The sequence below is a fragment of the Rhizobium sp. K102 genome, from assembly GCF_022385315.1.
GTDB lineage: Bacteria > Pseudomonadota > Alphaproteobacteria > Rhizobiales > Rhizobiaceae > Rhizobium > Rhizobium croatiense.
The window spans coordinates 987103-999005 of the sequence record NZ_CP092436.1 but is presented as its reverse complement, the minus strand read 5'-3'; the positions used below and the strand labels follow the sequence as shown (position 1 = coordinate 999005).

At 63.3% G+C, this 11903-nt stretch carries 12 protein-coding genes; 5 read left to right on the top strand and 7 right to left on the bottom strand.

Annotated elements, in window-relative coordinates; all coding sequences use genetic code 11:
• Positions 1-109 precede the first annotated feature (109 nt).
• Complete coding sequence (locus MHI61_RS10775; RefSeq protein WP_239791990.1) at positions 110-604, top strand: MarR family transcriptional regulator; 495 nt, start codon at positions 110-112, stop codon at positions 602-604.
• Positions 605-631: 27 nt separating this feature from the next.
• The gene (locus MHI61_RS10770) at positions 632-1048 is read left to right on the top strand and encodes an NUDIX hydrolase (RefSeq protein ID WP_239791989.1); all 417 of its coding nucleotides are present in this window, start codon (positions 632-634) and stop codon (positions 1046-1048) included.
• Positions 1049-1072: 24 nt separating this feature from the next.
• Here MHI61_RS10770 and MHI61_RS10765 read toward each other — a convergent pair whose 3' ends face one another.
• Together MHI61_RS10765 and MHI61_RS10760 are read right to left on the bottom strand one after the other, a co-directional pair.
• On the bottom strand, positions 1073-2110 hold the full coding sequence (locus MHI61_RS10765) for a DUF3095 family protein (RefSeq protein WP_239791988.1): 1038 nt from the start codon (positions 2108-2110) through the stop codon (positions 1073-1075).
• 107 nt (positions 2111-2217) lie between these two features.
• Positions 2218-2613 (bottom strand): Ohr family peroxiredoxin, encoded by a 396-nt coding sequence (locus MHI61_RS10760; protein WP_011425797.1) that lies wholly within the window; start codon positions 2611-2613, stop codon positions 2218-2220.
• A 232-nt stretch (positions 2614-2845) separates the two neighbouring features.
• On the opposite strand from MHI61_RS10760, the gene MHI61_RS10755 reads away from it, so the two are divergent.
• Complete coding sequence (locus tag MHI61_RS10755; protein WP_239791987.1) at positions 2846-3643, top strand: class I SAM-dependent methyltransferase; 798 nt, start codon at positions 2846-2848, stop codon at positions 3641-3643.
• 47 nt (positions 3644-3690) lie between these two features.
• Here MHI61_RS10755 and MHI61_RS10750 read toward each other — a convergent pair whose 3' ends face one another.
• The 3 genes from MHI61_RS10750 to MHI61_RS10740 form a co-directional block, all read right to left on the bottom strand.
• Positions 3691-4038, bottom strand: coding sequence for a hypothetical protein (locus MHI61_RS10750; RefSeq protein ID WP_010030441.1), 348 nt, complete (start codon positions 4036-4038; stop codon positions 3691-3693).
• A gap of 124 nt (positions 4039-4162) precedes the next feature.
• Entirely contained in the window at positions 4163-5473 is a 1311-nt protein-coding gene (locus MHI61_RS10745; protein WP_239791986.1) for an extensin family protein, read from the bottom strand.
• A gap of 151 nt (positions 5474-5624) precedes the next feature.
• The gene (locus MHI61_RS10740; RefSeq protein WP_239791985.1) at positions 5625-7445 is read right to left on the bottom strand and encodes a methyl-accepting chemotaxis protein; all 1821 of its coding nucleotides are present in this window, start codon (positions 7443-7445) and stop codon (positions 5625-5627) included.
• Between the two features lie 308 nt (positions 7446-7753).
• On the opposite strand from MHI61_RS10740, the gene MHI61_RS10735 reads away from it, so the two are divergent.
• Positions 7754-8140 (top strand): acyl-CoA thioesterase, encoded by a 387-nt coding sequence (locus tag MHI61_RS10735; protein ID WP_239791984.1) that lies wholly within the window; start codon positions 7754-7756, stop codon positions 8138-8140.
• A gap of 24 nt (positions 8141-8164) precedes the next feature.
• Positions 8165-8752 carry a hypothetical protein gene (locus MHI61_RS10730; RefSeq protein ID WP_239791983.1) on the top strand — a complete coding sequence of 196 codons (588 nt, stop codon included), beginning with the start codon at positions 8165-8167 and terminating at the stop codon, positions 8750-8752.
• Positions 8753-9047: 295 nt separating this feature from the next.
• Here the strand turns inward: MHI61_RS10730 and MHI61_RS10725 are convergent, their stop codons facing one another.
• Both MHI61_RS10725 and MHI61_RS10720 read right to left on the bottom strand, forming a co-directional pair.
• On the bottom strand, positions 9048-10232 hold the full coding sequence (locus MHI61_RS10725; protein WP_239791982.1) for a DUF1501 domain-containing protein: 1185 nt from the start codon (positions 10230-10232) through the stop codon (positions 9048-9050).
• A 114-nt stretch (positions 10233-10346) separates the two neighbouring features.
• Entirely contained in the window at positions 10347-11858 is a 1512-nt protein-coding gene (locus MHI61_RS10720; RefSeq protein ID WP_239791981.1) for a DUF1800 domain-containing protein, read from the bottom strand.
• Positions 11859-11903: the final 45 nt, after the last annotated feature.

Sequence of the window (11903 nt, the reverse complement as noted above, 5' to 3'; positions counted from 1 at the left end):
CTGCCGTAGGCGACGGCCGGGGCGGTCACCTGAAATCACCCCGTCACCATTGCGATTTAATCGGATGCGATATATATAATTGCGGTAGCAACCGAGACAGGATAGACCTATGCCCACATCTGAAACCGCAAAACAGTCTGCATCCGCCTCTCCGGGGAGTGGCGGTGAGGTCCGCAAGCTTTCGACCTTCCTGTGCTTCGCGGTCTATTCGGCCAATCTCGCCTTCGGCCGCGCCTACAAGCCGATCCTGGACGCGCTCGGCCTGACCTACACCCAGTATATCGCCATGGTGGCCCTCTCCGAGGAGGACGACCAGACGGTCAGCATGCTGGGAGAAAAACTGTTCCTCGAATCCAACACGCTGACGCCCATCCTCAAGAAACTGGAGTCGGCCGGCTTTATCACCCGCCATCGCGATCCCGCCGACGAACGGCAGGTGCGTGTCAGCCTGACGCCAGCAGGGCGCGATCTTCTCGAAACCGATCCCGGCTCCGCCCTGATCGACGCCGTCGGCCTCGGCGACGATTTCCCCGTCGTGCAGAAATCGGTGACGCGGCTGCGCGACAACCTGCTACGGGCGCAGGCGGAACCGCAAAAATCATGATCGCGGCACATGTCGGCACCCGGTGACATGCCCGAGATCGCAATCGGCGCATTGATTGGGAATGGGAGCGTTCTTCTCGCCAGGCGAAGTTCGGAACGCAGGACGCACCCGGATCGGTGGAGCCTGCCGGGCGGTCACGTCGAAGATGGCGAAGACGCCGAGACGGCACTGCGCCGGGAATTGCTGGAAGAAATCGGCGTGACGCCGCAGCACTGGCTGTTGGCCGGAAAGTTCGTTTCGGAAAGCCCGCCGGGGGCATCCGCCACCTTCCATGTCTATCACGTCGACCGATGGCAGGACTCTCCGCGACTTATCGGCGATGAACACACGGCGCTCAGATGGTTTACCGCCGCGGAGATAGAATGCGAAACCGAACTGGCGCCGCCTCAGCTTGGTGAAATGCTCTTAAACCTGCTCAGACCGAAAACGAACAACCAGGCATGATGACGCGGAGAAACAGCGCCACGCCTACAGCGCACGCTGCCGAACCTCGGCAAGCGCGGCCTCCTCCATCATCTCGGCCGCCTTCGCGTAACCGCCGCCCATTCCGTCGAGGAAATGCAGATGCGAATCCGGCCGCCCCGATGGCACGAGGCAGGTCATCAGCGCGTGAGACTGGCGGTGCAGCCCGAAATCGATCTCGCCGCGCGCCCTGGCTGCAACGAGCATGGCTTCGACGCTGTCGATCTGGTCCGGTGCGCAGTCCAGCGTCAGGCGCAGGCCGTCGTCGAACTTGCGGAAATCCGAATTGGAGGCGACCTCCGACCAGCGTTTCGCGCTGACCTGCTTCTCTCTTGCCATACCCGTCCGTCCGGAAAGCGGATGAGACCGGCGCGGCGCGGCATCGAAAACCGCGAGCACGCGTCTTGCCAGCGCCGCAAAGACCTCCGGGCGCGTGTGGTCGCGTGGCTCGACCAACAATGACAGGATCTCGCCGCGCTGGCTCGGGAACGGCGCCCAGTCGCAGCTCAAGCCCGTCAGGTCAGGCCTCATCGCATAACGGCCTGGCTTGACCAGAAAGCGGCCGTTCTTGATCTGCTGCTCCGCCCATTTGAGCCCGCCTCCGGCAAACATCGCATAGGTCGCGCTCTCGGAAGCGGCGTAGCGCGCAATCCTGACGTCTCGCCGGTTGGCACGGATTTCGCCGACGGTGACGAGCCCGACACGCAGGTCGAGATGAAGATCCGTTTCGGCGAAACCCGCCACATCACGCAAGGCCGATGTCGCCGCCATGATGCCGTTCGCCGGCAAGGCGAAGGCTGCTCCGTCTCCGCGAAATACGAAGGGAAAATCGAACGAACCCCAGGCATTGCCGAGGGCGGCGATGATCGATGCGCCGGCATAATTGACGTCTTCATAGCGTCCCGATCGGATCGCCGCGGTCGAGTTGACGACATCGGTGATGCCGATCAGCCAATCGTCAGGCAACGGCTCGTAGACATCGGGATCGAGCACCAGCGAAAACTCGTCATAGGCCCGGCGCGGCTCCGCGTGGCTGTTGATCATGGCATGTTCTCCGGATCGGCAGGTTTGGCTGTTGGCTCGGAAACGGGTCTGCCGCCGATCGGCAGACCCCCACTTGAAGGTGACGGCGCGAGGCCGGCCCTTCCTGTTCAGACAAGCTTGGTTTCGACGTCGATATTGCCGTGGACCGCCTTGGAGTAGGGGCAGATGCCGTGGGCCGCCTCGATCAGTTCCTGTGCGATCTCACGGTCGATGTCTGCAAGGCTGACATTGAGCCGTGCACGCAGGAAGTAGGAGCCGTTATCGCCGTTGAGCGTAATTTCGGCATCGACCTCGGGACCGGCTGGCAAGGTGATCTTCCGCTGTGCGGCGGCGAGCTCGATGGCACCGATATAGCAGGCTGACCAGGCGGCCCCGAACAGGTTTTCGGCCGCCGGATGCGGCTGCGGCAGCTTGATGTCGAGCGTGCCGTCGCTGCTGCGGGCATAGCCGTTGCGACCGCCGGCGATGTGGGTCTTGCCGGCGAAAAGAAGCTTCTCAGTCATTGTCGTATCCTTTCGGTTTGATCATTTTTAGCGCATCCGATTAAATCGGATGCGCGTTAATATGCCGAGCCGAATTCAATGTCAACACTATTCCGATTTAATCGGATACGATTTATTTTGCCAGCGCGCATGCAGGCTCGACCGGTTGCGCAGTCACGTCTTGTCCGGGAAGGAGGCCCCCTATAGGCTTGCCTCGAGGCTCGGGGCTTCACGAGGAAGTCGGAGAGTTGAAATGTCCTCCATAACCGAAGGCAATGCGGGACAATATGGCGACAGCCGCAAGCTCGCCGCCCGCGCCAGGCTCCATACCGAATACACCATCGCCGAAACGGGCTGGTTTCCGTGGGTGGCCGCGCAGCTGCCTTTGAAACCGGCGAATCGCGTCCTCGACGTCGGCTGCGGGCCGGCATGGTTCTGGGCGGCAACGGCGGGTCTGCTGCCGGAGAATCTGCACCTGACGCTCGCCGATCTTTCGCCAGGCATGGTCGACGAGGCGGTGGCGCGCTGCGGCGCACTGCCCTTCGGTTCCGTTCGAGGCTGCCGGGCCGATGCCGCCGCACTTCCCTTCGAAGACGGCGCCTTCGATCTCGTGATTGCCATGCATATGCTCTACCACCTGCCCGACCCCGCCGCCGGCATCGCGGAGATGGCGAGGGTGCTGAAACCGGGCGGCTTTCTCGCGGTCACCACCAACGGCATCGGCAATATGCGCGAGATCTATCGCCTGACGACCGTCTTCGGCAGCGCGCCGACCGATCCGGCCGCCGTAGCCTTTGGATATGACGCCGCCGAGCAAATGATGCAGACGCAATTCGGAAACGTCGCCATGTCGCAGTATCCGGCAAGCATGCGGATCACCGAGCCCGAGGATGTCTTCCTGGCCCTGACCTCCTATCCGCCCGGGGAAGGCGCCGGCGAGCCTCAGCTCAGTGGTTTCCGCCGGGCGATCGCCGATGCCTTCAGGCAAGGCAGCGGCGCGCTCGATGTCAGCAAGGAGACCGGGCTGTTCCTCAGCAGGAAGACGGCCTGATCGGATCGCCGCCTTTCAGGAACGCGGCCAGCCGGGACAGAGCGGCCTCAGACCTTCTCTTTCTTCCTGACCTTTTCCTTCGGCTCGGCCGGCGCATCGGGCGTCGGCGCCAGAAGCTTGCGCAGCGATGCGATCTTGTCCTTCACCAGCGGCCGAAAGCGCGTCGCGCGATAGGGCATGTCGGCCGCACCGTAGCCTTCGGGCCCGTCATCATTGCCGCGATGGATTTCCGCAAGCTTCACCCCGATGAACGTGCCGTCGACATAATGGGTATATTCGCCCACCCAGCGGATCGTATAGATCTCGCCCTTGCGGATCAGCTGGTCGATGCTGACATGCTTGAACGTGTCGTTGATGCAGACGACCTTCTGGCCGACATGAAATTCATAGCTCATGGATCAAACTCTCAAACGGCAATCCGTCGCCGATCTATAGCGCGCCCGGCGACGGGGATGAACCCCTTTCTGCCGGCGGACTTCATGCCGCGTGACTGTGCCTCTGCCCCTCGATGCAACAAGCTCAGTCGCAATAGACCTTGCCGCTCTTGCGTGAGCGCAGATCGAAGTGGAAGTGGTTCCAGTGTTCAGGGTTGCTGCCCGGCCCGAGCACCGTGTTGAAGTAGCGGCAGCTATCGGTGCGCACCGCCTTCAGCAACCGGCCCTCGCGCAGCGAGAACAGCCCCTTCTTGCGCACGTCAATCTCGTGGCCGTTCTTCAGCACGAACTTGCCGACGTCGATGGCGTTGCCGCGGGCGTGTTCCGACATCGGATTGTATCGCTGACGGCTGTTGTTCATGCGCCGGCAGGAATAGCCGCCGAGCGGCTGGATCGTTCTGATGCCGCTCCAGTAGCGGTAGCGGGCCGACGGTGCCAGCTCGTTCTTCACCCATTTGGCGAAGGCGAGTGTCACCTGGCAGTTCAGCGTCACGGCCGGCCTCACGCCGATATTGCCGGAAAGTCCCTTCAGCGATACCGGATAAGGCACCTGGCAGGCCGGTCCGTTCGAGATCGGCGGCTTTTCGTCGAAGAGCACGCCCATGCGCTTCAGTTCGCGCCGGCAGGCAAGCTCGGAAGCCGGCATGACGCTCGGGTCGACCGGTGCGGCGGGCTCGCTCATCATTGGATTGTTCGGCCGCAGCATCGCCACTTCCTCGGCCTCGTCCTCTTCAGGAACGCGGGATGGCGCCGTGACCGGACTGCCGTCGCTCCAGGTGGGCGCCCGGCTCATTTCAGCCTGTGCGGCCGGCTGCGGCACTGCCTGCGGTGCGGGCTGGCGCATCGGTTGGTTGAGCTGCGTCGGATTGTCGGTGCCGATGCCGTCGACGACCGGCTCGCTGGCGTTGCCCTCGGCGATCTGCTGCTGTTGCTCCTGCGCCAGTCCGACGACGGGCTCTGCTCCGAGCTCATCATCCATGTTGACGCCGCCGGACGGGACGGCGAGGTTTTGCGTGCCGCCCCAGTTGCCGTTCGACTGGCCAGCCGCCATCGCCTCGTCACTGTCGATCATCGGCAGTTTTCGCCCCTGCGCCCCCGGCGTGCGAACCGCATTGCCCGTACCGGCGAGGTTCGGCGTATCGAGATAATCGACCGAACCTTGCGTGTTGCCGACCGGGGCGCTGGAAACCGGATAGGACGCTTGGCTTTCCACCGGCGCCATGCGCACGGCCGGCGCCATGCGCGCGGCTCCCCGTGACGGCGAAATCGAACTGACCCTGGTGCCGTTGTCGACATTGGCCGGCGGCACTAGTCCGTCGCTGATCGAACAGGTCGTCAGCGCCGCTGACAGCAGCATGGGCAGGAAGGCTCGCCGAGGAAAGGAAACAAACGCCATACTCTTATCGCTTCCGTGGGCCGGCCGCAGAGTGACCGAAAAAACTCGGTCCAATTTTAATTAAAAACGGTGAATGAAAACTTACCGGCACAATCTGGACGCGACGGCACTGAAAAAGGCGGCTTTCGCCGCCTTCCAACTGATGCCGAACTCACGCTGCCCGTGTGTAACGGGCGTCCCGCTGCTGCTCCGCTCCGCGCAGGCGGAAATTCGCGAGCAGCGTCTTCAACTGAGTGCTTTCGTCGGCGAGCGTGCGGCTTGCCGCCGTCGTCTCCTCGACCATCGCCGCGTTCTGCTGCGTCATCTGGTCCATGTGGTTGACGGAGCTGTTGATCTCGTTGAGTCCGGTCGACTGCTCGCGCGCCGCCGTCGCGATCGAGGCGACGTGATCGTTGACCTGATTGACCAAGGCCTCGATTTCCAACAGCGCATCGCCCGTAGAGCGCACCAGCGCCACCCCGCCCTCGACTTCGGTCGCCGACCGGCGGATCAGTTCCTTGATCTCCTTGGCGGCGTTGGCCGAGCGCTGCGCAAGCTCGCGTACTTCCTGGGCAACGACGGCAAAGCCGCGGCCCGCCTCGCCGGCCCGCGCCGCTTCCACGCCGGCATTGAGCGCCAGAAGGTTGGTCTGGAAGGCGATCTCGTCGATGACCGAGATGATCTGGTTGATGCGGCTTGAGGATTCCTCGATCCGGCCCATCGCAGTCACCGCATTGCGGACGATCTCGCCGGAGCGTCCGGCGCTCGCCTTGGTCTCGGCCACCATCTCGCGCGCCTCGTTCGCCCGCTCCGATGCCGTCTTGACCGTCGCGGTGATCTCGTCGAGGGCTGCGGCCGTCTCTTCGAGTGCCGCCGCCTGCTGTTCCGTGCGCTTCGACAGATTGCCCGTCGCTTCGCTGATATCGGAGGCGCTGTCGTTGACGACGCGGCTCGATTCGGCGATCGCGTGGATGACGCCGTTCAGCGCATCGACCGCCGCATTGAAATCGTTCCTGAGCTTGGCGTAATCGTCGCCGATATCGCCGATCGCAACCGTCAGATCGCCGCCCGCAAGCTTCTCGAGGCCGACGCCGAGCGCCTGCATCGCATGGGTCTGGCGATCGGAAGCAGAGCGCAGGCTCGCCTCGTTGCCGCGGCGCTCTTCCTCGATCTGCCGCTGCCGCTCGTCTTCCCGGCCGCGCAACGCGCTGCGCTCATCGACGGAGTCGCGCAGCACCAGCAACACCTTGGCCATCTGGCCCACTTCGTCGCGATACTCGCTGCCGACGATTTCTACCGACGCTTCTTCGGCCGCGATCTCATGCATCGCTTTCTTCAGCCGCGCGATCGGCGCGGTCACGCTGCGCACGATCGCAAAGGCGATCGCGATCGTCGCCGCAGCGCCGATCAGGCAAGCCATCGCGGCCCAGATCAAATTGTGACGATAGAGTGCTGCAAGGTCGTCGCCATAGACGCCGGTGCCGACGATCCAGCCCCAGGGCTCGAAGCCCGCGACGTAGGAATATTTCAGCACCGGCTCTTCGGCGCCCGGCTTCGGCCAGTAATAATCGACGAAGCCCTTGCCGTCCTTCTTCACCTTATTGACGAACTCGACGAACAGGAACTTACCGGTCGGGTCCTTCATCTGGGAGATATCGGTACCGTTCAGCGCCGGCTTGATCGGGTGCATCACCATTCTGGGATGCATGTCGTTGATCCAGAAATAGCCGTCGGCGCCGTAGCGCATCGCGCCGATCACGTCCTTGGCCGCCGTCTGCGCCTGCTCGCGGGTCATCGTGCCCGCCTGCTCCATCTTGTAATATTTGTCGAAGATGCCGAGCGCTGTCGCATCGAGCTGCGCCAGCCCTGCCTTCCGCTCCTCTTCCAGCTCGGAGTAGGAATAGTTCAGAAAGAAGACCATCGTCGCCGCGAGCACGGCAAGCGTGAAGCCGACGAGGCAATAAAGACGGGTGGAAATCTTGACGTTGCGCATGAGGTTCCCGGCGATTCTTATGAGAGATCTGTCTCATTCTGCACCACCGGAATTACTGGAGCGTAAAGCTTATTTAGTATCAGCTTAAATAACGCAAGGAGAGGCCTTGGTTGTAAAATTCAACCTGTTGAAATGGAATGGAAATTAGATCGGCATTGCCCATTATTTTCTGCAAGCGATGTCCTCTAGAATGACCACGAACTTTTCTGCCGACTCTGGGAAAACCGCTGACACGGCTCGCGATCATGCACTAGGGTGATCTCGATGAATCGCCGGCCCCATGACCAACATCAGATGGAGAACCCTTGATGACCGATGCCGCCAAGCCGAGAGGCGAACTGACGCTGCGCACGCTCGCCATGCCCGGTGATGCCAATCCCGCCGGCGATATTTTCGGCGGCTGGGTCATGGCGCAGATGGACCTTGCATCCGGCATCCGCGCCGCCGAGCGCGCCAAGGGCCGCGTCGTCACTGCCGCCGTCAAGGAAATGGCCTTCGAGCTTCCGGTCAAGATCGGCGATACGCTGTCTGTTTTCACCGATATCGAGCGCGTCGGCCGCACCTCGATCACGCTCATCGTCGAAGCCTGGGCGCATCGCGCCCGCTACGCCAAGATGGAAAAGGTCACCGCCGGCACCTTCATCATGGTCGCGCTCGACGAAGAGGGCAAGCCGAAGGCCGTCCCCGCCGAGTGACACGCTGAAACCCGAGGGATAGGGATGGAAACGGTCAGCTCGCCCGAGGTCTTCCTTCACATCAAGGTGGTGATGGGCATGGTCATCAGCCTTTCGCTCGCGAGGCTCCTGACCGGCGTTGCCGGCATCGTCCAGCATCCCGCCAAGGCGAAGGTTTATCCAATCCACCTCGGCTGGGCGCTGTCCCTGTTCCTGTTCATCATTCATATCTGGTGGTGGGAATATCGCCTGCAGGCAGTCCCCGCCATCGGCTTTGGCATCTATCTCTTCCTCATCTGCTTCTGCGGCCTGTTCTTCCTGCTCTGCGCCCTGCTCTTTCCGGCATCACTCGACGAATACGGCGGCTACGAGGAATACTTCATTTCCCGTCGCAGATGGTTCTTCGGCATCCTCGGCCTGATCTACGCCGTCGACATCCTCGATACGGCTATCAAGGGACCGGAGCGCATCCTCTCTCTCGGCTGGGAATACCCCGCCCGCAACATCGCCTACATCTTCCTCTGTGCCATCGCCGCCTGGACCCCCAGCCGCCGTTTCCACACCGTCTTCATCATCGCCAACCTGCTCTACCAGGTGAGCTTCATCTTCCGGCTTTACGATGTATTGGAGTGAGAGCGGTCGGGCCCAGCCCGAGCAATCGATCCAGTGAATCGATTGCAGCGACGAACGCCCTGAGCCCTAGCGAAGGGCCGGGGCGGCGGCTTGCTCCCTCGACAGCCTCACCTCAGGCGACAACGATCAGCCCTCATCCTGAGGTGCCCCGAAGGGGCCTCGAAGGACGAGGGCGGGTGGCTGACCGCTCCCAGCAACATGTGTGCAAAGACCGGTGGCCAGCCCCGTCCTTCGAGGCTTCGCCCTATGGGCTACGCACCTCAGGATGAGGCTGGAGAGAGGGCGTGCCTGCTCTTCACACCTTCAAAAACTGCGACCCCTTATCGAACCCCAGTCCCGGAAAGATCTTCCCGGTCAAATCACCCACACCGACATCGAACTGCCGGTAGAGCATCGCCGCCGCCACCTCCCGCACGTCGGCGGTCGGCATCAGATCGCGGTCATCAAGAAGCTGGCCGTCACCGAGCCCGGGCCACTTGCCGAGGATACGGCCGCCGTTGATGGCGCCGCCGGCAAGCAGGGCGCAGCCGCCGGTGCCGTGGTCGGTGCCGGCCGAGCCGTTCTGGCGGACGGTGCGGCCGAACTCGGTCATCGCCAGCACCACCGTCTTTGCCCAGATCTCCGGCCCGAGCGTCGCCTTCAGCGTATTGATCGCCTGCGCCAGATCCTGGGCCGGCCGCTTGAACTGGCCGGCCTGGCCGATATGCGTGTCCCAGCCGGTGATAGAAAAGCTGGCGATGCGGTAATCACCCTTCAGCATGTTGGCGGCGAGTGCCGCCACATCGGCCACCTTTGCGCCGCGCTGGCCGTCCGCCTCGGTCATCATCGAGGCGGTATCGGCCCGCGTGGCCTCGGCAAGTGCTGCGGCAAACGGCGGATCGCCGGCATAGAGCCGCGCCAGGAACTGCATCTCGTCACGCGCCGGCGCCAGGTTGGAGTCCGACGCCCAGACGTCGACCTCGTTCGGCCCGGAGAGGATCAGTTCCGTCGAGGTGTTGACGTCAATCGCCTTGCGCGCATCCGAGCGCGGAATGACGGCAAGCGCCCGGTTCAGCCAACCGGTCCTTTCCTCGGCGACATGCTCGCCGCCTGACTCCAGCATGTCCTGCCCGTCGAAATGGCTGCGCTGATCGCGATAGGGTGTCGAGACGGCGTGCACGAAGGCAAGCTCCTTGCTCTTCCACAGCGGCAGCAGATCCGCGGCGGCCGGGTTAAGCCCGAAATGCCCGTCTAGATCGAGAAGCCCGGTCTCGGGCGTCAGCGCCAGCGTCGGCCGGAGCGCCGCAAAGCCGGCATCGCCATAGGGCTGCACCAGATCCAACCCGTCCATCGCGCCGCGCAGCACGATGGTGACGAAGCGGTTATCACCCGGCATCGCCGCGAAGGTGACGGGTGTGAAGACGGGCGCGGCGGCAAGACAGCAGGCAGAGGTCAGAAAGCCGCGGCGGGAAAGCGAAATCCTGTTCATCGACAGCGTCATGGGCGGGGCCTCCTGAGCAGGTCCGGAAAAGTGTCCAGCGGTTTTCCGGTCAGAACCTGCGACAAAACAAATGAGCTAAGCAGAGGAAGCGTTGGCTTGCCAACGAAAGTCTGCTTAGCGGCGGTTGAATTCGGGCGATGCCAGCACCAGGGTCAGCCCGCTGATCTTGTTCGGCGCCTGCGACACCACGCGGATCGTCTCGTCGCGCGCCGCATCGGCAAGCGTCGATTTCAGGAATTCGCGCGGGTCTTCGTCGCGGCCGAACTGCGCTGCGGCCCGTCTTGCCCAGGCCAGCCGCTCGGCGAGCTGGCTGCCGGTGATCCAGGCGGAAAAGCCTTCCTCGAAGCCGGCCGGGCTCGGCGGCAGCCAGGTCGGCTGGCCCATCCGCTTCAACGCCCCCTGCCCCAGCGCGCGCGCCGTCCGGAAGGCCTTGAGACGCTTGTCCCTCGCCTCGCCGGCGGGATCCGTCGGCACCGGCGATCCAGCCATGCCGGGTGTATTCGCCGCCATGTCGCCGTCATCGGTGCCCTGCTGATTGGCGGCCAGGAAGCTGCCGACGACGCCGTTGACAGGGCCTGCATTCAGCGCCCTGAGACCGGCAACGACATAATCGAAGGGCTGGCGCGCCTTGGCGCCTTCGTTCTGCCAGGCGGCGGGATGGTCGAGCATGGCGGTGTAGACGGCGGTGAGATCGCCATCCGTCTTCTTCCAGGCCGCGGCCATGTCGGAGACCATGCCCGCGTCGGGCTGATCGGAAACGAAGTGAACCGCGAGCTTGCGGCTGATATGCGCAGCCGTCTTCGGATGAACGGCGAGGTCGTCGAGCATGTCGAGATAATCGTCGCGCGAGCGTTTGCGCCCGCCATAGCTGACGCCGAGCACCTCATGCGCGCCGGGCTCGGAAATATTCGGCCGGAAGGCGATGTCCATCTCCTTGCGATCGATCGTGAGCCCCGTCAGCACCTTGGCCGCAGCGGTGACGTCCGCCTGGGTATAGCCGCTGCCGGCGCCGAGCGTGTGCAGTTCCAGAAGTTCGCGGCCGAGATTTTCGTTCAGTCCCTTGTTGCGCTTCATGCCGCCGGCCGATTCCGGCCCGAGCGAATCCGCCTGGTCGAGATAGATCAGCATGGCGGGATGCGCAGTGGCGCTGCGCAGCAGATCGCCGAACCTGCCCGATATGAACGGCCGGATCGCCTCGGCCTCATAGAGCGGCACGATAAGGCGCATCGGCAGGCTTTTGTTGGCGCTGGTGGAGAAATGATCGGTCCAGAAGGTCGAAAGCCGCTCGTAGAAGCCGTAGGGCGACAGCACCGCTTGCATCAGCCGCAGGTTCGCGTCGTGCTGGAATTGCTGCTGCGCCTGGCGCTGCACGCCCTTGCGCATCTCGCGCCGCGCCGGATCGTCTTCCGTCGTCTTCGCCTGCTGGCGGATCTGCTTCAACTGCTCCTGCAGGCTGAGGATTGCGCGGTGACGCATGTCGGGGCCGTCAAGCGGAAAATCCGGCGTTGCCGCCGCCCCTATGGATAGCTGGCCGATCAGTTCATCCTTGCTTTGCGGCGGCGCCTCGCCCGGCCGGAATCCATAGCCGAATCGGATCGCCGCCATCGTCGGAAAAGAGAGGCTCATGGCCGGTCACCTCCTGATCAATGAATAGTGATAGGCTGCCAGCCG

Coding starts and splice junctions, on each gene's coding strand:
- MHI61_RS10730 (WP_239791983.1), top strand. CDS start 8,165: ATGGAAACGGTCAGCTCGCCCGAGGTCTTCCTTCACATCAAGGTGGTG.
- MHI61_RS10745 (WP_239791986.1), bottom strand. CDS start 5,473: ATGGCGTTTGTTTCCTTTCCTCGGCGAGCCTTCCTGCCCATGCTGCTG.
- MHI61_RS10740 (WP_239791985.1), bottom strand. CDS start 7,445: ATGCGCAACGTCAAGATTTCCACCCGTCTTTATTGCCTCGTCGGCTTC.
- MHI61_RS10720 (WP_239791981.1), bottom strand. CDS start 11,858: ATGAGCCTCTCTTTTCCGACGATGGCGGCGATCCGATTCGGCTATGGA.
- MHI61_RS10775 (WP_239791990.1), top strand. CDS start 110: ATGCCCACATCTGAAACCGCAAAACAGTCTGCATCCGCCTCTCCGGGG.
- MHI61_RS10755 (WP_239791987.1), top strand. CDS start 2,846: ATGTCCTCCATAACCGAAGGCAATGCGGGACAATATGGCGACAGCCGC.
- MHI61_RS10735 (WP_239791984.1), top strand. CDS start 7,754: ATGACCGATGCCGCCAAGCCGAGAGGCGAACTGACGCTGCGCACGCTC.
- MHI61_RS10760 (WP_011425797.1), bottom strand. CDS start 2,613: ATGACTGAGAAGCTTCTTTTCGCCGGCAAGACCCACATCGCCGGCGGT.
- MHI61_RS10725 (WP_239791982.1), bottom strand. CDS start 10,232: ATGACGCTGTCGATGAACAGGATTTCGCTTTCCCGCCGCGGCTTTCTG.
- MHI61_RS10765 (WP_239791988.1), bottom strand. CDS start 2,110: ATGATCAACAGCCACGCGGAGCCGCGCCGGGCCTATGACGAGTTTTCG.
- MHI61_RS10770 (WP_239791989.1), top strand. CDS start 632: ATGCCCGAGATCGCAATCGGCGCATTGATTGGGAATGGGAGCGTTCTT.
- MHI61_RS10750 (WP_010030441.1), bottom strand. CDS start 4,038: ATGAGCTATGAATTTCATGTCGGCCAGAAGGTCGTCTGCATCAACGAC.